Below are 21,512 nucleotides of genomic sequence, written 5' to 3'. Positions count from 1 at the left end.
GTCATGAGCCGTGCTGCGATGCTCTAAGGACAGAGTGCTACGAGCGGGTTCGCGACTGGGAAATTATCCACAGTCGTATACGTGTACTGGATCTCACCGCCCAGGCGAACGAAGGCAGATAGTTCCTCCGCACGACAGACATAGTTTTTGGTCATTTCATCGATCTTCTGGACATAGACCGGCCGCGAGACGCCAGCAGCCAACAATTTGGCGTCTACTTCCGCATCGGTCTGAGCCCAGGTGGCGTTGAAAACGATCCTTGGCCCGATTGCGATGATGCTCCGAACGGAGATGTTCGAACTGATCAGCATGGGCAATGCTGGAGCCATTTCGGTTTGCATTTTTTTTGCGTAGGCGCAGACGTCGGTCTTGGTGTACTTCGAGAGGCATTCATTTGCCGTCGCCACCCTTGGCCATGTCAGCAGGATCGCCAACGGGACGTGCATCAATCGCAATCCATCCAAAGTATTCTCCTCGCCCGATCTTGGCCTGCACAGAGGAGCATCTATCCTATTTGTGTTCACAGTGCCACGAGCAGCTTGTGCCCGACCGGCAATAGTGCTCTGTCTGAAATACTTTGGGAGGGCAATAAAATGAAAACAACATTTCTCGCGGCTATGGCCGCTGCAATAATCGCTTGCGCGACCGGCGCGTTTGCACACAGTGGCGGCACTGATGCCAACGGTTGCCATACCAACCATAAGACCGGCGCGTATCACTGTCACTGAAGGTCACGCCTTTCTGAGGGACACAAACATGCTGAAGAACATCATGTCAGCTCCGCTGGGCCTCCTCTTCATGCTGGGCGGGCCGATCACCTACGTGATGAATGTCGTCGACACATGGCAGGGCCATGCATCAGTGGTCGTAAAAATCCTGATTAACTTGAGCCTGGATGCGATGTTGGCGTTCATTTGGCCGATCACTTGGGCAATCTGGCTTTTCAAATATATGGCGGGCGCCGAAACTCCACTAACAACCGTGCTGGGCGTTTGAGGATCAAGTTTGCTGAAAATAATGCTTTTCGACGCCGGCCGGAACGGTCCGGTTGGTCTGCATCTGTGTAGCTATTGCCTCGCTGCTGGCGGTAGCGCCATGGCCGTACGGCTATTACCAATTCCTCCGCGTGGTGGTCTTTTTCGCCGGGATCTACTGCGGAGCCATGGTGTGGCGATCAGGCCCTGAAAATCGCACCCTGGCTTGGGCGCTGTTTGGAGCGGCAGCGATCTTCAACCCGTTCATGCCGGTTCATTTGCCGCGCGAGCTGTGGGCAATCTTCAACGTCGCAGCGGCTACTCTGTTCGGCTTTGTCGCATACCGGCACCGGAATTAAGCCGATAATCTGAGATGGCCAAGAGTGGACCTGAGACGCCGAAGGTCAAGGCGCGCCCGAGGGTCACCGTGTCACAGCCGTTGGCGCTTTATGCGGGAGATCTCCTCGAGCGGACGAAGGAGTACTTCGAGGCTTTCAACCATCTAGGCTCGGAGTCGGAAAAGGCGCATCTTTTTGCCCGTTATTTTCTATTTTCGCATGCCCTAGAACTCCTCTTGAAAGCGTATCTAGCTTCAAAGGGCGTGTCGAAACGCGGTCTCCGGCTCGGCTTCGGTCACAAGATCGAGGACATTTACGAAGCCGCAGTGGCCCTAGGAATGCCGCCGATTGGGAACGTGAAGATGATTGCCAACAACCTTGACCTGATGAATTCTCAGCAAGATTTTAGGTACCCGTCGGGGTACAAGCTGAATGTCCCGCCGCCGAGCTTCTGCCGAGAAACGTATAACGCTCTCCACACAGCGATCGAGCCGAGGATCCCCACCGAGGTACTGAAAGCCAACCTCAAATTTCATTGGGATTTTCGGGGGAAGACTGTCATTTGGAAGGACGAATAGCCCGAGGATGATCTTCCCCATCTACGTTGGCGTTCTTATGGCGCTGCTGTCAGCATCCGCCATTGGCGGTGGCGGCAAGGCGATCTTGTTGGGATGGCCGCCTCGCTGACAATGGCCGGGATGGGCACTCGCCGGCTGGCTAGGTTCTTAGCAGGCCATAGCCGGCTGTCTGGTGGAGATCGTCTTTCAGGGCTTTGATCGTCTGTGAAAGGTCGCGAACCTTGTCCATCAGCGTCTGAATGGTCGCCCCGATGGGCTGGATCTTAACGCCTCAATCGTCGCGAGAAGCTCAAGGTAGACGTGGTTCAATTGAACTTTCTCCCTTCGAGAGCTCTCAATGGTGATCGACATGTGCGACCAGGCTCGATCAATTGCCTGTTCGCTTATCCTTCATCGACAAGCGGACGCGTGCCGCCACCTCCCTTCCGTCACGCGAAGGACCCAGACGGCGAGACCAGACGGCGTGCGTGGCGCAATCTTCTATGTGACGAGCGGCGAGATCGCGTGTGTCCCGCCGTGATGGGATCATCTATTCGTCGAGCGCGGCGCTGGCGCCATCATCGTCGATATCTGCAAACCCTGGGATGATGTTACCGGCCAGCAGCTTCTCCTTCGACAGCAGCCCGGCGTCCTCGAGCGCCTCGAAATCCGGCAGCTGGCGCAGCGTGTCGAGCCCGAACTGCGACAGAAAAGTTTTGGTCGTCACATAGGTGTAGGGCGCGCCCGGCTGCGGGCTGCGCGGCCCCGAGGCGACCAGCTGCTCAGCGCGCAGCACGCCGATCAGGTCACGTGACACCTCCTTGCCGAAAAAGCTCGACAGCTCGCCACGGGTGATCGGCTGGAAATAGGCAATGCACATCAAGACAAGCGCCTCCGCCTGCGACAGTTCTTTTGCTCCCTCGCCCGCTGCCGTGCCGAAGGCTGCGTGAATGGCGTCGCCAAAAACCTTTTTGGTCCGGTGCTGCCAGCCGCCGGCGACCGCGACCAGCTCGTAAGGGCGGCCGGCGAGTTCGGCGCGAATGTCGTCGATGATCAGCTCGATATTGCAGTTTTTTCCCACCACCCGCGCGAGGACACTACGTGTCACCGGTTCATTTGCCGCAAAGATCACCGCTTCGACGCGGGCCATCCATTCGCACCAGCGCAGCTCCGGCGGCAGATGTTCCAGTTCGGTGTCGAGCAGCGCCGGCTGATCGTTTGGCTTGCGGCGGGCGGACGCTTCGCTCATCGCTACAGCCCGAACAGCCGGAATGTGGGGCGGCCGGAGAGCTCGCGCACGACCTCCAGTTGCTGCAGCCGTTCGAACAGCCGTCGCGATGCAAAGCGCGACAGATTGTCCGTCGTCAGCGATCCGGACACGGCGTCTTCACTGAGCAGCAGAAAGATTACGTCGCCGGCGCCTTTGGCGCGCAGTTTCGGCGCCACCGCCAGGAGTTTTTCGGCCCGGCGCGACAGCTCGGCGGCCAACCGACAAGCGTCCGCGGCGGCCGCGACGAGCGCGATGCAAACCGCCCGCTCAAAATTCTTGTCCCCGGGCCGGATGCGCCGGCCACCGCCGGCCTCGGTGCGGAAAGATGGTCCAAAACCCTGCGCCATTAGGAGCGGCAGGGGCTGCGGCCAGCCCAGGCGTTGCGCCAGTACCAGGTCGGCGAGCCACCAGCCAAAGAGTTCGGCATCGGGACGCATGGCGACGACCTCAGCGGCGATCGCCGCGGCGTCGAATGGCGCCGACCGCTGGGATACCCCGAGTTTTTCGATCTGCGTGCAAAGGTCGGCGAGCGCGGCGCCGTCCCAATGGAGGCCAAGCTGGTCGAGTATCTTCCCGAGCCGGCCGGGCGTAGCGGCGGGCGGCTGCCTGGCCAACTGCCGCCAGGCGCCAAAGACGGCGCCTGCGGGACCGGGGTCAGCACCTAGGGGACGCAAATGCCAGGCATCGCGCAAGGCGGCCGCATCCTCGGCGCGGCCGGCGAGCCGCATGCTGGAGGCGGCGCAGCGAACCGCCAGCCGCTGCCGCCAAGCGCCGGCCCAGGCTGCCTGCGCGCGGGCGAGCGTGTCGAGGGCACCCAGGGCGGCGCCGGCCCGGAAGGCGGCGTCGCCGTCACTCGGCGCGCCGGCGCTTGTGATCGCCCACGCGGGAACGGAGGGCGGCGCAGAGGAGCTGGCGGTCGCGGGATCGAGGCGAATCATAATTTGGAGAGTAAAGTGCCGGTGCGCTTTTCGCCATGATTTTCGTGCCAAAACGCACAGCCTGTCGGATCAGCACAACGACTGATAGTGTTGCATTATCAATCTCTTCACGAGTTCGTCCCTGCTAAGCCATTTGGCCAACAAGTAAGTCTCGACAGGGCACCTTTTTGCGCAGCCGGACGAAACTCCGTTCGGAAATGTGCCGGCTCGCGGCGTAGGAGCCTGCTCAGGTTCAGATGTCATGAAGGCATCTAACGCCCGATCTGCCGCGCAACTTCGGTCCCATATTCATTGCCGACGGGGTATCTGAGGGCGACGTTTTTTGCGGGTTTTTCCTGGTCGGCTTTGGAGGTGATGCTGGCGCCGATTGTCACAGGCTACTTCACTATCTGTTCCTTGACCGATGAGATCTTTTGCGCTGCGGCGCTCCCGTCTTTGCTGTGGGTCACCTTCTGACCCAAGCCCCAACGTACACACGCGGGAGTGTCCTACAAGCCATCGGTTTCGACAGATCGGATGGATTGGGCAGGCGAGCCCAAAAGCTGCGAGCTTAGAGCGGTTATAAATCGTAGTTGTAGCTGTGTAACAAACTGTGTAACAAAAAGCGCGAAAAGACTAGTATTTTCAGTATCATAGAGGTGAAAGGGAATCCCTCCCTCTCCGCCACAACATCAATAACAACCGTCGCATGCCCACAAAAAGTCCGGAAGCCGAGGTCGCCGGGCTAATTCGTTTCGCTTGCATAATGATATTACTTCGCTTAACCGGATTTTGATTAACCAGTTGTGGTCCGCGAGATCACTGCTAAAACCGTCTTGACCGCCCCCGTCCGGGTTCGATGACGCCATATCGAGGGGATTCATAGATTCCCGGTTTCGATCTATGTTGCTCGGCATGGAACGCACTTTCGACATTCCTGCTGTCCTGAGAGCCCCGCCAGCGTGTTTGCGCGAGCGCTACGGCGCCTTTGTCATCCGCATTGCCGAAAGCCTCGCCACGGGCCTTGCGATCGGCGTGGGCTTCGCCATCGTGCGCGCCTTGGCGGGTTAGAAAGTGGTGCGGGTATTGCCGGTCTACACCCCAGAAGATTATCCACTTATCCGGCAACTTCCTGGTGCCGATGATATGCCCCTGACTTGGGAAGAGTGGCACGCGAATTTCGATGCGACGCATATGGAGAGCTTGGAGGGGCTAAGCTACGCTACCATGCGCATCAAGCCCGACTTGTTCAAAGTTTGGTTGGACACCAATTCGCAGGTCGCTTCGGAAGACTCCAGACAACTTTACGCCCAAGAGTTGCTTGATGCGTGCAAGGCGAAATCTGAAACTCGCCAAGAGGACGAACGTGCCCGACGGTTGATCGCTCGCATGGCGAACGACCCGCTCCCCACTGACCCCCTGATGTATAAATTGGCTGAGGTCGGTGCGCTGTTCATGATCGTGATGGCGATCGTTTCAGCCGCGTTGATCATACTGGCGAGGCGCTGACGTGGTCGCGCTAAGGATACCTCCTATTTCATTCATTCGGATAACTTCGCTTCTATTGGAGGAAGGCGCATGATCATCCTGGCCAGCGGGATGCCGTGGCCCCTACCAGTCTCTCGCCGGTTAGGCTCGGCGCCATCAGGCAACTCTTGCAAGGACGCCGAGCCGCTGCATCGCTATCGGGCCGGCGCTGCTCTGGTGGACGAGGCCACGTAGCCGTTCGCGCCTTCATAATCCTCTGCCGGACTAACCTGAGCATCTATTTAGCCGATACCTGCGCTCGCGCCTTGATTACGCGATGCTGAGTTGGCGCAATAATGAGGGGCGGGTTTTGCGTAGATTCCGACACGTCGCTGCGGCGGCGCATGATCACTAACCTATTGGCGTCGCCGCCTTGGCAATCCTCATCCCGCTCTACATCATCCTCAAATGACAATCCCATAGAAACGCCTCAGATCCCGTCTGCCGAAGACGCATGTCGTCGTCTGGGAGAAGAGAGCGGGTGGGTAAGTTCGATCCGCAAACAATCGGTACACCGTCGGAAGTATGGCGGTGGCCGTCGTTTCGGCGGAGGCGGGGTAGCCTAACAGCAGCTGAAGGCAGTCCCATCGCCAAGCCTGATCCTCAGCCTGCCCCGTCGGGCCGATGCCCCGCGATCGCGGCCAGAAAAACCTCGCCAAACTCCTTGAGTTTCGCCCCGCCCACGCCATTCACCTCGGTGAAGGCGTCGAGGTCGCGCGGGCGGCGGGCGGCCATGTCGATCAGCGTGCGGTCGGAAAACACCACATAGGCCGGCACCTGGCGCTCCTTGGCCAGCCGCAGCCGCAGCGCCTTGAGCGCCGCCAGCAGCGAGGCATCCACGCCCTCGGCATCGGCGGGAGAGCCTTCCCCGGAACGCTTCCTGCCGCGCGTGAGAGGGTCGCGGTTCTCGACGCGATACCGGAATTCAACCTCGCCGCGGCCGAGCGCGCGGCCGCTTTCGGAGATGGCGAGACCGCCATGGCCCTCGGGATCCGGCATCAGGAACCCGCCGGCAACCAATTGCCGGATCAGAGACAGCCACACGGTCTTACTGTGCGCGGCGCCGGTGCCAAAACTGCTCAGCGATTGATGGCCCCGCGCCAGCACCTTCTCGGTCTCATGGCCAAGCAGGATGTCGATGACATGGGCCGCGCCGAAGCGCTCGCCGCTCTGCGCGACCGCCGCGAGGATTTTCCGCGCCTCGGCACTGCCATCGGCGCGCGGCGCCTGATCGAGGCAGTTGTCGCAATTGCCGCAGGCTTGAGCCTCTTCGCCGAAATAGCCGAGCAGCACCTGGCGGCGGCATTGCGCCGTTTCGCAATAACCGATCAGCGTGTCGAGCCGGCGATGCGACCGTCTCTTGTGCTCGGGCGAGGCGTCCTCGTCATCGATGAACAGCCGCCGCATGCGGATGTCGCCAAGACCGTAGAGCATATGCGCCTCGGCCTCGCGTCCGTCGCGGCCGGCACGACCGATTTCCTGATAATAGGCCTCCAGGCTGCCCGGCATATCGGTGTGGAAGACATAGGCGACATCGGGCTTGTCGATGCCCATGCCGAAGGCGATGGTCGCCACCATGACGACGCCAGACAAGGTCATGAAGGCGTTTTGATTCGCCTCGCGCGCCTCCTTGCTCATGCCGGCGTGATAGGCAAGCGCTCTGACGCCGTTCCTCTCGAGGAAGGCCGCCATCTCCTCGGTCTTCTTGCGCGACAGGCAATAGATGATGCCGCTCTTGCCCGCATGGCGCTCGATGAACCGCAGCAATTGCCGCTTGCTGTCCTGCTTGGACTCGATGGCCAGCTTGATGTTGGGCCGGTCGAAACCCAGCACCAGCGTCTCGACCCGCTCGGCGAACAGCCGAGCGGCGATGTCGGTGCGCGTGCTCTCGTCGGCCGTCGCCGTCACCGCGATGATCGGCACATTGGCAAAGATGCCGCGCAACCGGGACAGATCTTCATATTCGGGCCGGAATGCCGGACCCCATTGCGAGATGCAGTGCGCCTCGTCTATGGCGATCAGGCTGACGTCGAGCCTGGAGAGCGCCTCGAGCATGCGCTCGGTCATCAGCCGCTCCGGCGCCAGATAGAGCAGCCGCGTCTGGCCTGAAGCGACGCGGCGCCAGGCCGCGACATTGGCCTCGCGGTCGAGCGAGGAATTGATCGTATCGGCCGCCACCCCGGCAAGCCGCAGCGCCGCGACCTGATCCTGCATCAGCGCCACCAGCGGCGAGACGACGAGGGTGAGCCCGCCCAGCACCAGCGCCGGAACCTGGTAGCAGAGCGATTTTCCGGCCCCCGTCGGCATGACGGCCAGCACATGGCGCCCGCCGAGCAGCGCGTCCATGACGTCGGCCTGGCCGGGACGGAAATCGTCGAAGCCGAACACGTCCTTCAGCACGCGCCGCTTGGGATCCTCGGCGCGGATGCTCGCTGCCATTACCTGCATCAGGCGACCGCCGGACTGGGAACGGCTTTTCGTGGATTGGAGAGGATAGGCAAACCGGTCAAAGCGACCTCCGGGTGAGGGCCTGGAGTAGCGCAGCCCTCATCCGATCACAACGGTCGATATCGCCGATCTGCACCAGTGCAGAGCACGACCGCCTGACAGGTCAGACTAAGGTGATACAGAGATATATCGTTCCCTCCCAGGCATCACTCGCCGCTGCCGCCTTGCTCCAATTCGTCATAATAGCGCTGGGCGGCCTTGCCCTTCTCCAACCGATATGTCTCGGACCGGCGATCGAATTCGGCCTTGAGAGCCTTCGACAGATGCAGCGCATGGAAGCAATAGCCGGTAAGGACCGCCAGCAGCATGATAAACAGGCCTATCGGCACCTGGCCATCGCTCAGCATGAGGATGCCGATGACGGCTTCCAGCAGCGTGGCGAGAGCCGCCATGACCGTCAGGAAAATCTTCGCCGGCCTTGACCCTTTCAGGAAGTAGTAGCCACCGATGACGTAGGCCACGCTTGAGGCCGAACCCACAATATTCGGCGAATGTCCAAAGGCCAGCAGGACGATCGCGGACAGGATGCCGATCGCGCCGGTTACTAAGAAAATGCCGGCCACTGCCAGCATGTGGTGTTTTCCGCTCATTCGAACCCCCTTGGTGTCGAGCTCTTGCCCGTCCAGCATTGCAGCATGCAACCAAGGATTGCACAAGGCCTGCCGCACCACCTTCTGCAAAATCGCCAACGCCGCTTATGGCATCGGGGCATCATCGCGCCTCCTTCCCCAACGACACCATCGCTCCCGCTGGATTCCTTCGCTCTGCGATGTAAACTTGGCCAATCAGGCCGGGAGGGCACGATGCTGCAGGTGAGACAGGATGCTCTCGACGAGCGGTTCCGGCTACAGCGCGCCGCTTTCGAGAAGCAACCCTTTGCGGACCTTGGCCTGAGGAAAGACCGTCTCAAACGCCTGCTGGCGCTGACCGAGCGGCATGAGAGCGAAATCTGCGCCACGATCGACGCTGACTTCGGCGGCCGCTCGGCGCATGAGACCCGTCTTGCGGAACTGTTCGTCGTGCGCGCCGGCATTCGCCATGCCCTTGCGCATGTCGGCGGCTGGATGCGGGAGCGTCGTGTCGCCACCACCTTGCCCTTCCTGCCGGGCAAAAACCGCCTTCTGCCGCAGCCACTTGGGGTGGTCGGCGTCGTATCGCCCTGGAACTACCCCTTTCAGCTCGCCGTGGCGCCGGTCACGGCGGCCCTCGCCGCCGGCAACCGCGTCCTGGTAAAGCCTTCCGAATTGACGCCTGCTTTCTCCGAACTGCTGGCCAGACTGGCCGGCGAGCACTTCGCCCCGGATGAACTCAGCGTCATCACCGGCGATGCCGAGATGGGCAAGGCCTTCGTCTCGATGCCCTTCGACCACCTGCTGTTCACCGGCTCGACCGCGGTCGGACGCCAGGTCGCCATCGCCGCCGCCGCCAACCTGACCCCGGTCACGCTCGAACTCGGCGGCAAGTCGCCGGCGATCCTCGACCCTTCCTGCGATCTCGACGCGGCAACAGCCAGCGTCGCCTATGGCAAGCTGCTGAATGCCGGGCAGACCTGCATCGCGCCGGATTATCTGCTGGTGCCCAAGGGACAGGCAGCCACGGTCGCTGCCAAGCTCGCAATCGCGGTGGCGCGGCTCTATCCCTCGCTGCGCGACAACCCCGACTATACCGCCATCATCAGCGACCGGCATTACCAGCGCCTGCGCGCCATGATCGCGGAGGCCCGCGAGGCCGGCGCCGACATCACCGAGATCAACCCGGCCGGCGAAGACCTCGGCACCACGGGGCGGAAGCTTTTGCCGACCCTGGTCAGCAACGCCGGGCCGGACCTGCGGCTGATGCGCGAGGAGATTTTCGGCCCGGTGCTGCCGATCGTCGAATACGCCACGGTCGACGACGCCATCGACTATGTGAACCGGGCCGACCGGCCGCTGGCGCTCTACTGGTTCGGGCGCGACAGCGGCAACCGCCGGCGCATCCTGCGCGAGACCGTCGCCGGCGGCGTCACCATCAACGACTGCATGCTGCATCTGGTGCAGGAGAACCAGCCCTTCGGCGGTGTCGGCGCCAGCGGCATGGGTGCCTATCACGGCGAGTGGGGCTTCCGCACCTTCAGCAAGGAGAAGCCGGTCTTCCAGCAGTCGCGCTTGAGCGCGGGAGCCCTTCTGCGCCCGCCCTATGGCAGGACGTTTGAACGGCTTTTCGGCCTGCTCAGGCGCATCACCTGACACGCATTAAGTTTATATTCACCATGATCCGGCAGGTTTCCGGTTCTGCGGTGATGTTTTGAGTACCGCGGCGCCATTGGCGCCCAGGCAACAAACCCGCGCTTCCTTGGAAGTGCGGGTTTTTTCATTGGCCGGGAAATCTCGCCGGCCCGGTCAGGCGAGAAAATCGGCGCGGTGTGGCGTGAAACTGTCGACCAGCCGTCCCGCCTCCAGCGCCCTGACGCCGTGCACCAGGCCGGACGGCACGATGAAGCTGCCGCCGGTCTCGAGGATTGCGGTCCGTCCGTCGATGGTCACCTCGAAACGGCCTTCGGCGACGTAGCTTGCCTGGACGTGCGGGTGCGAATGCAGCGCGCCGACGCCACCCTTGTCGAAGCCGAATTCGACCATCATCAGTTCGTCGGTGGACAGCAGCACGCGACGGCGATTCCCGTCCAGGGTCGGCGTCCAGGCACCCTCGCCGGCTTGCGCGAAGATTTTCGGATCGGTCATCGTCATCTCCTCATCGCGCCAGCCAGCCGCCGTCCACTGGGACCACCGCGCCATGCATGTAGTTCGAGGCCGGTGCCAGCAGGAAGACGGCGGCATCGCCAATGTCTCCCGGCTCGCCCCAGCGCCCGGCGGGAATGCGCCCGAGGATGGCGGCACTGCGGTCGGGATCGGCGCGCAGCGCCTGCGTGTTGTTGGTCTCGATATAACCCGGCGCTATGCCGTTGACGTTGATGCCTTTCGCCGCCCACTCGCAGGCGAGCAAACGGGTGATGCCGAGCACGCCATGCTTTGAGGCAGTATAAGACGCGACGCGGATGCCGCCCTGGAAACTCAGCACCGAGGCGATGTTGACGATCTTGCCCCGGCCCCCGTCGGCAAGGACGCGCCGGGCAAAGGACTGGCTGAGCAGGAAGACCGTCTTCAAATTGACGTCGATGACATCGTCCCAATCGGTCTCCGTCAGGTCGACGGCATCGGCGCGCCGGATGATGCCGGCATTGTTGACCAGCCCGTCGAGCGGCCCGCTTTCGTCCCAGACACGATCGAGCATCGGTCCGGCCGCTCCGGTGTTGGCAAGGTCGGCGGCGACCGCCTTGAATTCGCCGCCCAGAGCCGCGACCTTGCTCGCCGTATCGGCCATAGACGAGCGGCCGACGCCGATCACCGCGCCGCCGGCGCGCGCGATGGAGACCGCGATGCCTTGGCCGATCCCAGTGTTGGCGCCGGTGACCAGGATGCGTTTGCCGGCTAGGCTGAAGGCAGTGAGGTCGCTCACCGCAGCGCGTCCATCGCCACGGCATCGACATCGGTGTAGTCGACATTGTCGCCCGCCATCGCCCAGATGAAGGCGTAGTTGGACGTGCCGGCGCCCGAATGGATCGACCAGCCCGGCGACAGCACCACCTCTTCGTTGCGCATGACGATATGGCGCGTCTCGTCCGGCTCGCCCATGAAATGGAAAACGCGCGCCGCCTCGGGCAGGTCGAAATAAAGATAGGCCTCCATGCGCCGGTCATGCACATGGCACGGCATGGTGTTCCAGATAGAGCCCGGCGCCAGCTGCGTCATGCCGACGACGAGCTGGCAGGTCTTTGTTCCCCCGGCGTGGATGAACTGGAAGATCGAGCGCTCGTTGCAGGCCTCCTTGCTGCCGAGATCGAGGCGCTTGGCGTCATCGAGGCGGATCAGCCGGCTGGGATGAGCCTGATGCGCCGGGGCGCTGAGCAGATAGAACTTGGCGGGGTCGTCTTTATCTGCCGAAGCGAATGCCACATCGCTGGAGCCCATGCCGAGATAGAGCATGTCGCGCGCCCGCAGGTCGAAGGACTGGCCGCCGGCTTCGATCGAGCCGGCGCCGCCGATATTGACGGCGATCAATTCGCGCCGATCGAGAAAACCTTTGGTGCCGGTCGGCTTGATCGCTTCCAACGGCAATGCCGTCGCCACCGGCACGGCACCGCCGACGATCATCCGGTCGTAGTGGGTGTAGGTCAGGCTGATCCGGCCAAGCTGGAAGAGATCGTCGATATGGAAATTATGGCGCAGTTCGTCCGTTCCCATGGCGGCGGCGGCCGCCGGATCGATGGCGAAGCGCGATGTGTAGTCTGTGTGGTTCTGGCTCATCTCTGTCCTGACTTCCGGTGGATCATTCGCCGGCGGCGGCCCTGGTCGAACTGGCGTAATAGGCCTGCCGCGCCTGCAGGCGTTCGCGGTAGCGCTGCTGGCTGGCGCCGAGATGGGCACGCATCGCCTCGCGCGCGGCCTCGGCATCGCCCGCCGTGATCGCGTTCAGGATCACCAGATGCTCTCGCTGCAGCCCGCGCTGGTAGCTGTCGGACTGCACCAGCTCGGTCGACCAGGGCGAGGTCACGTCGCACGGAATGGCGCGCCGGCCGAGCACGTCGAGCATCTCGACATAGAACGGATTGTTGGTGGCGCTGGCGATGGCGCGATGGAAGGCGAGATCGGCGGGTCCGGTCGGCTGGCCGTCGAGCAGCAGCCGCTCGAACTCGAAGAAGGCTTCCTGGATCGCCGCTTCCTGCGCGGCGTTGCGGCGGATGGCGGCGAGCCCGGCCGATTCGATCTCGATCGCCAGCCGCACCTCGAGCACGTTGAGCGCGATCGAATCCTTGGCCCCCATGTCGGCAGCCAGCGCCCCGAACATGGTCGAGATGTGCTCGGTGACGAAGACACCCGCCCCCTGCCGCGGCTCGACAAGGCCGTCAGCGGCGAGCTTGGCCATCGCCTCGCGGATGACGGTGCGACTGACGCCGAAGGTCTCGGTCAGCTGGCCCTCGGTCGGCAGCTTGTGGCCGGGCAGGATTTCACCCGCATGCAACTGCTTGCGGATCGCCGCCACGACGGTTTCCGACAGTTTGGGTTTTCTCTCGACCCTGAGGTCGTTTGCGATATCGGACACCTGGGTGATCTCCTAATGGAACAGGCTCGGCAGCCACAATGAGATTTCCGGTATGTAGGTGACAAGCATCAGCACCACGAAGGCGGCGCCATAGAATGGCCAGATCGAGCGCATCGCCGTCCAGATCGGAATGCGGCCAATGGCGCAGCTGACGAACAGGACCGCGCCAACCGGTGGCGTGCAAAGGCCGATGCCGAGATTGAGGATGAGGATCACGCCGAAATGCACAGGATCGACGCCATAGGCCATGACCACCGGCAGGAAGATCGGCGTCGTGATGATGATCAGCGGCGACATGTCCATGAAGGTGCCGAGAATGAGCAGCACGATGTTGATCAACAGCAGGATGACCAGCTTGTTGTCGGATACCGACTGCAGAAAGGCGACTAGCGCCGCCGGCACCCTGAGATAGGCGAGCAGCCAGCCGAAGGCCGCCGCGCAGCCGATAATCATCAGCACCATGGCGGTGGTCCGTACCGAGGCCGTCGTCGCCGCGACGAAGTCACCCCAACTCATCGAGCGGTAGATGATCAGCGTGACCAGGAAGGCGTAAACGATAGCGATGCAGGAGCTCTCGGTCGCGGTGAAGATGCCGGACCTGACGCCGCCGAAGATGATGGCGATCAGGATAAGGCCCGGAATGGCGGCGACAAGCAGCTGCAAGGCCCGACCGAAGCCCGCGAAGGGCTCCGTCGGGTAGCCGCGGCGGCTGGCGACCCAATAGGCCGTTATCATCAGCGACAGCGCCAGCAGCAGACCCGGCAACACGCCAGCCGTGAACAGATCCGCGATCGAGATACGGCCGCCGGCCGAAATCGAGTAGATGATCATGTTGTGCGAGGGCGGGATCAAAAGCGCGATGATGGCGCCGACCGAGGTGATGTTGACGGCGTAGTCGATGCCGTAGCCGCGCGCCTTCATCTGCGGGATCATCAGCCCGCCGACTGCCGACGCATCCGCCACCGCCGAGCCGGAAATGCCGCCGAACATGGTCGACGCCGCGATGTTGACCTGCCCCAGACCGCCACGCAAATGGCCGACCAGTGAGCCTGCCAGCGCGACCAGCCGCGCGGCGATGCCGCCACGCACCATGAGGTCGCCGGCGAAGATGAAGAAGGGTATGGCCATCAGCGAAAAAACGCTGACGCCGGAATTGAGCCGCTGGAACACCACGACCGGCGGAAGGCCTAGCGTGAGGATCGTCGCGAAGCTGGCGACGCCCAGACAGAACGCGATCGGCGTGCCGATGACCAGCAGGAACACGAAGGTGCCGAAAAGGACCATCAAGGCCATGGTTCAGACCTCCTCGCCGGTTGCATGGATGTCGGCGTCGACGGGCAGGCCGGCAAAACGCCCGGCCAGCCGTTCCAGTGAAAACAGGCAGACCAACGCGCCTCCCAGGATGACCGGCAGGAAGCTGACGCCGCCCGGCAGGGCGAGCGAAGGCATCACCGTATTCCAGGTCAGCCTCGCCAGTTGCACGCCGTAGACGATCATGCCGGCGCCGAAGGCCAGCACGACAAGATCGGAAATGCTGCGCAGCACCGCCTTGGCCGAGGCAGGCAGGACGTAAAGCAGCACGTCGAAGCCCAGATGCGTGCGCTCGCGCACGCCGACCGCGGCACCCAGGAAGATGAACCAGCCCATCAGCAGCACCGAGAAGGATTCGGTCCAGCTCGGCGAACGGTTCAGCATGTAGCGCGAGAAGACCTGCCAGAAGATGATGATCGTCATCAGCGTCAGGCCGGCGCCGCTGACCCACAACGCCAGCCGGGCAAGCCCGGAGAGAACGCGCTCGGCAGCGAGCCAGAAGCCTCTCGTGGCAGGGGCGTCCGAAGGCAGCGCAGGAGTCCTCGCGCTGCCTGACCTGTTAGCCCCGTTCATTTCTCGGCCTGTATCTTCGCCGCCAGATCCTTCAGTTCCGGCGTCGACAAATATTTGTCGTAGACCGGCTTCATTGCGTCGATCAGCGGCTGCTTGTCGATCTCGCTGACCTTGACGCCGGCCTTCTCGACGATGTCGCGCGACTTCTTCTCCTGCGCGTCCCAGAGCTCGCGCATCTTCACGACGCTGTCCTTGGCCGCCTGCCGCACGATCGCCTGGTCTTCCGGCGACAGCTTCTCCCAGCTTGCCTTCGACATGACCAGCACTTCCGGCACGATCTGGTGCTGGTCCATGGTGTAGTGCTTGGCCACTTCGTAGTGCTTGGCGGATTCGAAGCTCGGCCAGTTGTTCTCGGCGCCGTCGATGACGCCGGTCTGCAGCGCCGAGTAGACCTCGCCATAGGCCATCGGCGTGGCATTGGCGCCAAGCGCGTTGACCATGTCGACGAACACGTCGGACTGGATGACGCGGAACTTCATGCCTTTCATGTCCGCCATCGAGGTGATGTCCTTCTTGGTGTTGTAGAAGGAACGCGCGCCGGAATCGTAGAAGGCGAGGCCGACGAGGTCATGCGCCTCGAACGCCTTGAGTATCTGGTCGCCGATCGGCCCGTCCATGACATGGCGCATGTGCTCGACCGAGCGGAACATGTAGGGCAGCGACGGCACGGCGGTTTCCGGCACGATACCGTTGAACGGTCCCATCGAGACACGGTCGAGGTCGATGACCCCGGCCTGGGTCTGCTCGATCGTGTCCTTCTCCTCACCGAGCTGCGCCGAGTGATAGACCTCGATCGAATAGCGGCCGGCGGTGCGCTGCTTGATGAGGTCGCCCATGTACTTGACCGCTTCGACGGTCGGATAGCCGTCCGGATGGGTATCCGAGGATCGCAGCACGGTCTCGGCATTTGCAATGCCGATCAGCAGCGAACCGAAGGCGAATGTGGCCGCCGTCAATTTCGAAAAATGCAACATGACTTCCTCCCTTTGAAAAATCGGAGCGTCCCGTTCAGAGCCGGTACGCCGTCTTGGCGAGCGTGTAGGCAAGCTCCTTCGCGAGTTCATGAGCCTCGTCCTCGCGCAGCCTGTGCTCGGCGACGAGGCGCGCCAGGAACGCGCAGTCGACCCGCCGCGCCACGTCGTGACGGGCCGGGATCGAGGGAAAGGCGCGCGTGTCGTCGTTGAAGCCGACGGTGTTGTAGAAGCCGGCGGTCTCGGTGGTCATCTCGCGGAAACGGCGCATGCCTTCCGGGCTGTCGTGGAACCACCAGGCCGGCCCGAGCTTCAGCGCCGGGTAGACGCCGGCCAGCGGCGCCAGCTCGCGCGCGTAACTGCTCTCATCAAGCGTGAACAGAATGACGGTCAGGTCGCGCTCGAGCCCGACGCAGTCGAGCAGCGGCTTCAGCGCCGTCACATAATCGGTGCGGGTCGGGATATCGAAGCCTTTGTCCCTGCCGAATTTCTGGAAAATTCCAGGCGAATGATTGCGCCAGGAGCCGGGATGAACCTGCATCACCAGCCCGTCATCCCGGCTCATCTTGGCCATTTCGGTCAGCATCTGGGCGCGAAACAGCTTTCGTTCACGCTCGTCCTGCGAGCCGGAGCGAATCCGGTTGAACAGCTCCTGCGCCGCAGCATCGGAAAGGTTGGCGGTCTCGGCCGTAGGATGGCCATGATCCGACGAGGTCGCGCCGAAGCTCTTGAAGAAGGCGCGGCGCTGGCGGTGCGCGTCGAGATAGCCGGCCCAGCTCGCGGTGTCGCACCCGGTGATCTCGCCGAGCCGGTCGAGATTGACCGAAAACCCCTCGAAATCGGGATCTATAACGGCATCCGGCCGATAGGCGGTGACGACGCGGCCCTCCCAGCCGCTGTCGCGGATCATCTGGTGCCACTTGAGGTCGTCGAGCGCGCCTTCGGTCGTTGCGATGACCTCGATGTTGAAGCGCTCGAACAGGGCGCGAGGACGGAAGTTCTCCCACTGCAGCACCGTCGCGATCGTGTCGTAATGGCGATCTGCGGTTGCGGCGCTCAACGGCTCTTCGATGCAAAACAGATGCGCAAGCACATGGTCGAACCACAGCCGGGTCGGCGTGCCACGGAAGAGATGATAGTGCTCGGCGAACAGCCGCCAGATCGCCCTGCCATCGGTCTCGACGGGCGCGCCATCGAGCGTTGGCACGCCGAGAGCCTCCAGCCGCACGCCCTGGCTGAACAGCATGCGAAAAATATAGTGGTCAGGCACGATGAGCAGCTGCGCGGGATCGGAGAACGGCTCGTTCAGCGCATACCAGCGCGGGTCGGTGTGGCCGTGCGGGCTGATGATGGGCAGGTCCTTGATGCCAGCGTAGAGATCGCGGGCGATCGAGCGCGGACGCGCCTCGGCTGGAAACAGCAAATCCGCGTTGGTCAGTGCCACGGCCATCCTCCCAGGGTCGCTATCGGTAGGGTTGGTCAGAAATAATGTCAACATACAAAAATTAGATTGTTGTATGATGACTTTTGAGCCAAGCTGCGCATTGTCGGCGAAGGCCGCCGGTGTTACGCCGCTTGCGATCCGCCCGTGGCTCACCAGCCATCCCATGACCAGCCGTTCCCCGAGATGAGTGCCGCAAACCGATGACAGCCCTTCGCCTTTCCAACCGCACGGCGCAGGCCTTGCCGACCAAGGTCGCCGCGCCTCGATACGATCGTGGCGCGATTACGCCGGGCATTGTGCATCTTGGCGTCGGCGCCTTTCACCGGGCCCATCAGGCCGCCTACATCGATGAGTGCCTGGCCGCCGGCGAGACGGGCTGGGGCATAACAGGCGTGTCGTTGCGCAGCGCCGACACCCGCGACGCGCTGGCGCCGCAGGATGGGCTGTACACACTGGCGGTTCGAGGCAGCGGCGGCGAGAAGCTGCATGTCATCGGTTCCATCGGCTCGCTGCTGGTGGCGCCGGAGGACCCGGCTGCGGTGCTGGCGGTGCTGACCGATCCCCGCACCCGCATCGTGACGTTGACCATCACCGAGAAAGCCTATTTGCGGGCGGCCGGCGGCGGGCTGGACACGGCGCATCCCGACATCGTCCACGACCTGGCCAATCCGCAACAGCCGAAGACCGCGCATGGTTTTCTGACCGAAGCGCTCGCCCGGAGGCTGGCCGCCGGCACCCCGCCCTTTACCGTGCTGTGTTGCGACAACCTGCCGGCCAACGGCGCCACCTTGCACAGGCTGCTGATCGAATTCGCTGAATTGCGCGATGCCAGGCCTGGTTCGGCGGGCGGTGCTGGAATTGCCGGCCACATCGCCGGTCAGGTCGCATTTCCCTCGAGCATGGTCGACCGCATCGTGCCGGCCACGACCGATGCCGACCGGGCGCGGATATCGGGCGAACTTGGCATCGAGGACGCCTGGCCCGTGATGACCGAGCCTTTCCGCCAATGGGTGATCGAGGACGATTTCCCGGCAGGCCGTCCCGCCTGGGAAAAATTCGGGGTCACCATGGTCGGCGATGTCGCCCCCTTCGAGGACATGAAGCTGAGGCTGCTCAACGGCGCGCATTCGGGCATCGCCTATCTTGGCCTGCTCAGCGGCCATGCCACGGTCGACAGCGCCTTCGCCGATCCGGCGATCCGGCGGTTCGTCGATGCGCTTTGGGAGGAAGCCAAATCGACATTGCCTGACGATGCCGGCCTCGACACATCAGCCTATACGGCCGAGCTTGCCGAGCGTTTTTCGAACACGGCACTTGCCCACCGTACCGCACAGATCGCCAATGACGGCAGCCAGAAACTGCCGCAGCGCATCATTGCCTCGGCTATCGAGTGCCTGGAAGCCGGCACCGAGCTGGTCCACCTCACGCTGGTGGTGGCAGCCTGGATCGCCGCCTGCGCGGCGCGCGGAAAGAGCTTGCCGAGGGGCCATTTCACCGATCCGCTCGATGCGGAGCTGACGGCGCTTTTGGACCAGCAGCTGCCGGCGAACGAAACCGTGACGGCGGTATTCGATCTGGCCGGCTTCGCCGGGGATCACGCCGAACGCCAGACGCTGATCGAACTCGTGGCCATCCATCTTGTCCATCTGCGGAGGGACGGCACGACCTTGGCCTTCGCCGCGCTCGGCATAGACGGCGAAGGACCGTAAGGCGGAGCTGGACGGGTCAACAGGCGGTACAGGACCTCGATGTCGGCGGTACGATATCGCCGCCGCAGCTGAAACGCCTGACACCCCAACAAACAAAAAAGCGAGGCAAGGCCCCGCTTTCAATCCGTCTTCCGGGACAAGCCTCAGGCCGGCAGGATTGCGCCTTCCAGCGTGGTGAGCTGGCTAAGGAACTGTTCCGCCTTGCTGCGCGACTGATCGTCCTTGGCGTCGGCCGCGTCTTCCCTGGCTTCCTGGATGCGGCGGGCGAGGTCGGCGCGGTCGACATCCTTCACCGCCACAGCCGATTCCGCCAGCAGCGTGCAGCCGGCCGGGACGATGTCAGCGAAGCCGCCGAACACGACATAGCGTTCTTCGCTGCCCGAGGCATTCTTCACCGTGACGACGCCCGGCTTGATCGTGGTCATGACCGGCGCGTGATGGGCCATGACGGTCATCTCGCCCTCGGCGCCCGGAATGACCACGGATTCGACCTCGGCGGAAACCAGCAGGCGCTCCGGCGAGACCAGTTCGAACTTGAAAGCTTCAGCCATGTCAATTTAGCGAGTAGGGAATAGTGAGTAGGAAGTAGGGAGAGAGGACAACCGCCCCGATCACCCAGCTGCTATTCACTACTGACTACTGACTACTCCCTATTCCCTTGATTAAGCCGCTTCAGCCGCGAGGCGCTGTGCCTTCTCGACCGCTTCGTCGATGCCGCCGACCATGTAGAAGGCGGCTTCCGGCAGGTGGTCATAGTCGCCGTTGCAGAGGCCCTTGAACCCCTTGATGGTATCGGCGAGGTCGACCAGTTTGCCCGGCGCGCCGGTGAACACTTCGGCGACAAAGAACGGCTGCGACAGGAAGCGCTCGATCTTGCGGGCGCGGGCCACGGTCTGCTTGTCCTCTTCCGAGAGCTCGTCCATGCCCAGGATGGCGATGATGTCCTGCAGCGACTTGTAGCGCTGGAGGATCGACTGCACCTGGCGGGCAACGGCATAGTGCTCGTCGCCGACGACCAGCGGGTCGAGCATCCGCGAGGTCGAGTCCAGCGGATCGACGGCCGGATAGATACCCTTTTCGGCGATCGAACGGTTGAGCGTCGTCGTCGCGTCAAGGTGGGCGAACGAGGTCGCCGGCGCCGGGTCGGTCAAGTCGTCGGCCGGCACGTAGATCGCCTGCACCGAGGTGATCGAGCCCTTGGTGGTGGTGGTGATGCGTTCCTGCAGCGCGCCCATGTCCGTGGCGAGCGTCGGCTGATAGCCCACGGCCGACGGGATACGGCCGAGCAGAGCCGACACTTCCGAACCCGCTTGCGTAAAGCGGAAGATGTTGTCGACGAAGAACAGCACGTCCTGGCCCTGGTCGCGGAAATATTCGGCAACCGTCAGGCCGGTCAGGCCGACGCGGGCGCGCGCGCCCGGCGGCTCGTTCATCTGGCCGTACACCAGCGCCGCCTTCGAACCTTCGCCGCCACCCTTCTTGTTGACGCCGGATTCAATGAACTCGTGGTAAAGGTCGTTGCCTTCGCGGGTGCGCTCGCCGACGCCGGCGAACACCGAGTAACCACCATGCGCCTTGGCGATGTTGTTGATCAGTTCCTGGATCAGCACCGTCTTGCCGACGCCGGCGCCGCCGAACAGGCCGATCTTGCCGCCCTTGGCGTAGGGCGCGAGCAGGTCGAGCACCTTGATGCCGGTGATCAGGATCTGCGCTTCCGTCGACTGTTCGATATAGGCCGGAGCCGGCTGGTGGATCGAGCGCAATTCGACCGCGTCGACCGGGCCTGCCTCGTCGACCGGCTCGCCGATGACGTTGATGATACGGCCGAGCATGCCCGGGCCGACCGGCACGGCGATCGGGCCGCCGGTGTCACGCACTTCCTGGCCACGCACCAGGCCTTCGGTGGAGTCCATGGCGATGCAGCGCACGGTGTTTTCACCCAGATGCTGCGCAACTTCGAGCACCAGGCGATTACCGACATTGTTGGTCTCGAGCGCGTTCAGGATCGGCGGCAGATGCTCGCCGAACTGCACGTCGACGACGGCGCCGATGACCTGGCGGACCTTGCCGACAACGCCGGTCGCCTTGGTGGCCACGGCCTGGGTCTTGGCAGCGGCGGCCTTGGCCGGCGCTGCTGCCGCCTTGGCCGGAGCCGCCTTTGCTGCCGGAGCCTTGGCCGCCTTCGCGGGAGCTGCTGCCTTGGGGGCTGCCGTCTTCGGGGTCGCTGCTTTCGCCATCGTCTTTACCCTTTTCGTCCTTTGTTTCTCACGCGGTCCG

Annotated in this window: 23 protein-coding genes; 8 read left to right on the top strand and 15 right to left on the bottom strand. The window is 63.1% G+C overall.

Annotated elements, in window-relative coordinates:
* Positions 1 to 23 precede the first annotated feature (23 nt).
* Entirely contained in the window at positions 24 to 464 is a 441-nt protein-coding gene (locus tag EN845_RS29375) for a hypothetical protein (RefSeq protein WP_126066778.1), read from the bottom strand.
* A gap of 129 nt (positions 465 to 593) precedes the next feature.
* Between EN845_RS29375 and EN845_RS36800 the strand changes: the two genes are divergently transcribed.
* Genes EN845_RS36800 through EN845_RS29355 form a run of 4 tightly spaced genes read left to right on the top strand, consistent with a single transcriptional unit; the run spans position 594 to position 1,890 of the window.
* Positions 594 to 728 carry a YHYH domain-containing protein gene (locus EN845_RS36800; protein WP_199489651.1) on the top strand — a complete coding sequence of 45 codons (135 nt, stop codon included), beginning with the start codon at positions 594 to 596 and terminating at the stop codon, positions 726 to 728.
* A gap of 28 nt (positions 729 to 756) precedes the next feature.
* Positions 757 to 996 (top strand): hypothetical protein, encoded by a 240-nt coding sequence (locus EN845_RS29365; protein WP_082826591.1) that lies wholly within the window; start codon positions 757 to 759, stop codon positions 994 to 996.
* Positions 997 to 1,048: 52 nt separating this feature from the next.
* Positions 1,049 to 1,333 carry a DUF6804 family protein gene (locus EN845_RS29360; RefSeq protein WP_063169433.1) on the top strand — a complete coding sequence of 95 codons (285 nt, stop codon included), beginning with the start codon at positions 1,049 to 1,051 and terminating at the stop codon, positions 1,331 to 1,333.
* A 14-nt stretch (positions 1,334 to 1,347) separates the two neighbouring features.
* A complete protein-coding gene (locus EN845_RS29355) occupies positions 1,348 to 1,890 on the top strand; it encodes a hypothetical protein (protein ID WP_127382441.1) in 543 nt (180 codons plus the stop codon).
* Positions 1,891 to 2,419: 529 nt separating this feature from the next.
* Here the strand turns inward: EN845_RS29355 and EN845_RS29350 are convergent.
* Both EN845_RS29350 and EN845_RS29345 read right to left on the bottom strand, forming a co-directional pair.
* Positions 2,420 to 3,118: an SMC-Scp complex subunit ScpB gene (locus tag EN845_RS29350; RefSeq protein ID WP_127873388.1), complete on the bottom strand. Its 699-nt coding sequence runs from the start codon at positions 3,116 to 3,118 to the stop codon at positions 2,420 to 2,422.
* Positions 3,119 to 3,120: 2 nt separating this feature from the next.
* The gene (locus EN845_RS29345; RefSeq protein WP_127873387.1) at positions 3,121 to 4,077 is read right to left on the bottom strand and encodes a DUF1403 family protein; all 957 of its coding nucleotides are present in this window, start codon (positions 4,075 to 4,077) and stop codon (positions 3,121 to 3,123) included.
* An 894-nt stretch (positions 4,078 to 4,971) separates the two neighbouring features.
* Between EN845_RS29345 and EN845_RS35590 the strand changes: the two genes are divergently transcribed.
* Together EN845_RS35590 and EN845_RS29340 are read left to right on the top strand one after the other, a co-directional pair.
* Positions 4,972 to 5,127 carry a hypothetical protein gene (locus EN845_RS35590; RefSeq protein WP_167531541.1) on the top strand — a complete coding sequence of 52 codons (156 nt, stop codon included), beginning with the start codon at positions 4,972 to 4,974 and terminating at the stop codon, positions 5,125 to 5,127.
* Between the two features lie 15 nt (positions 5,128 to 5,142).
* The gene (locus tag EN845_RS29340) at positions 5,143 to 5,565 is read left to right on the top strand and encodes a hypothetical protein (protein ID WP_127873386.1); all 423 of its coding nucleotides are present in this window, start codon (positions 5,143 to 5,145) and stop codon (positions 5,563 to 5,565) included.
* Positions 5,566 to 6,186: 621 nt separating this feature from the next.
* On the opposite strand, the gene recQ is transcribed toward EN845_RS29340, so the two are convergent.
* Both recQ and EN845_RS29330 read right to left on the bottom strand, forming a co-directional pair.
* Positions 6,187 to 8,031 carry a DNA helicase RecQ gene (gene recQ, locus EN845_RS29335; protein WP_127873385.1) on the bottom strand — a complete coding sequence of 615 codons (1,845 nt, stop codon included), beginning with the start codon at positions 8,029 to 8,031 and terminating at the stop codon, positions 6,187 to 6,189.
* A gap of 206 nt (positions 8,032 to 8,237) precedes the next feature.
* Positions 8,238 to 8,780, bottom strand: coding sequence for a hypothetical protein (locus EN845_RS29330; protein WP_127873384.1), 543 nt, complete (start codon positions 8,778 to 8,780; stop codon positions 8,238 to 8,240).
* Positions 8,781 to 8,894: 114 nt separating this feature from the next.
* Here EN845_RS29330 and EN845_RS29325 point away from each other — a divergent pair, with 114 nt between their 5' ends.
* Positions 8,895 to 10,316: a coniferyl aldehyde dehydrogenase gene (locus EN845_RS29325; protein WP_127873383.1), complete on the top strand. Its 1,422-nt coding sequence runs from the start codon at positions 8,895 to 8,897 to the stop codon at positions 10,314 to 10,316.
* Positions 10,317 to 10,469: 153 nt separating this feature from the next.
* Here EN845_RS29325 and EN845_RS29320 read toward each other — a convergent pair whose 3' ends face one another.
* Genes EN845_RS29320 through uxaC form a run of 8 tightly spaced genes read right to left on the bottom strand, consistent with a single transcriptional unit; the run spans position 10,470 to position 17,532 of the window.
* Positions 10,470 to 10,808 (bottom strand): cupin domain-containing protein, encoded by a 339-nt coding sequence (locus EN845_RS29320; RefSeq protein WP_127275631.1) that lies wholly within the window; start codon positions 10,806 to 10,808, stop codon positions 10,470 to 10,472.
* Positions 10,809 to 10,818: 10 nt separating this feature from the next.
* Positions 10,819 to 11,583: a 2-dehydro-3-deoxy-D-gluconate 5-dehydrogenase KduD gene (kduD, locus tag EN845_RS29315; RefSeq protein WP_127873382.1), complete on the bottom strand. Its 765-nt coding sequence runs from the start codon at positions 11,581 to 11,583 to the stop codon at positions 10,819 to 10,821.
* Positions 11,580 to 12,431, bottom strand: coding sequence for a 5-dehydro-4-deoxy-D-glucuronate isomerase (gene kduI / locus EN845_RS29310; protein ID WP_127873381.1), 852 nt, complete (start codon positions 12,429 to 12,431; stop codon positions 11,580 to 11,582). Before kduI ends, kduD begins: the two co-directional genes overlap by 4 nt.
* A gap of 22 nt (positions 12,432 to 12,453) precedes the next feature.
* Positions 12,454 to 13,227, bottom strand: coding sequence for a FadR/GntR family transcriptional regulator (locus tag EN845_RS29305; protein ID WP_127275634.1), 774 nt, complete (start codon positions 13,225 to 13,227; stop codon positions 12,454 to 12,456).
* 12 nt (positions 13,228 to 13,239) lie between these two features.
* Positions 13,240 to 14,520, bottom strand: coding sequence for a TRAP transporter large permease (locus EN845_RS29300; RefSeq protein ID WP_127275635.1), 1,281 nt, complete (start codon positions 14,518 to 14,520; stop codon positions 13,240 to 13,242).
* Between the two features lie 3 nt (positions 14,521 to 14,523).
* On the bottom strand, positions 14,524 to 15,111 hold the full coding sequence (locus EN845_RS29295; RefSeq protein ID WP_167531540.1) for a TRAP transporter small permease: 588 nt from the start codon (positions 15,109 to 15,111) through the stop codon (positions 14,524 to 14,526).
* Positions 15,108 to 16,085 (bottom strand): TRAP transporter substrate-binding protein, encoded by a 978-nt coding sequence (locus EN845_RS29290; RefSeq protein ID WP_127275636.1) that lies wholly within the window; start codon positions 16,083 to 16,085, stop codon positions 15,108 to 15,110. The genes EN845_RS29295 and EN845_RS29290 overlap by 4 nt, the downstream gene beginning before the upstream one ends.
* A 34-nt stretch (positions 16,086 to 16,119) precedes the next feature.
* Positions 16,120 to 17,532 (bottom strand): glucuronate isomerase, encoded by a 1,413-nt coding sequence (gene uxaC, locus EN845_RS29285; RefSeq protein ID WP_167531539.1) that lies wholly within the window; start codon positions 17,530 to 17,532, stop codon positions 16,120 to 16,122.
* Positions 17,533 to 17,726: 194 nt separating this feature from the next.
* Between uxaC and EN845_RS29280 the strand changes: the two genes are divergently transcribed.
* The gene (locus EN845_RS29280) at positions 17,727 to 19,235 is read left to right on the top strand and encodes a mannitol dehydrogenase family protein (RefSeq protein ID WP_127873379.1); all 1,509 of its coding nucleotides are present in this window, start codon (positions 17,727 to 17,729) and stop codon (positions 19,233 to 19,235) included.
* A 143-nt stretch (positions 19,236 to 19,378) separates the two neighbouring features.
* Here the strand turns inward: EN845_RS29280 and EN845_RS29275 are convergent, their stop codons facing one another.
* Entirely contained in the window at positions 19,379 to 19,786 is a 408-nt protein-coding gene (locus tag EN845_RS29275; RefSeq protein ID WP_127873378.1) for a F0F1 ATP synthase subunit epsilon, read from the bottom strand.
* Between the two features lie 111 nt (positions 19,787 to 19,897).
* Positions 19,898 to 21,472, bottom strand: a complete 1,575-nt coding sequence (atpD, locus tag EN845_RS29270; protein WP_167531538.1) for a F0F1 ATP synthase subunit beta — start codon at positions 21,470 to 21,472, stop codon at positions 19,898 to 19,900.
* Positions 21,473 to 21,512: the final 40 nt, after the last annotated feature.

It is taken from the genome of Mesorhizobium sp. M8A.F.Ca.ET.202.01.1.1 (genome assembly GCF_004791595.1).
In the GTDB taxonomy this organism is placed as follows: domain Bacteria; phylum Pseudomonadota; class Alphaproteobacteria; order Rhizobiales; family Rhizobiaceae; genus Mesorhizobium.
The sequence above is the reverse complement of the archived record's forward strand: the minus strand, read 5'-3'. Positions and strand labels throughout refer to the sequence as shown.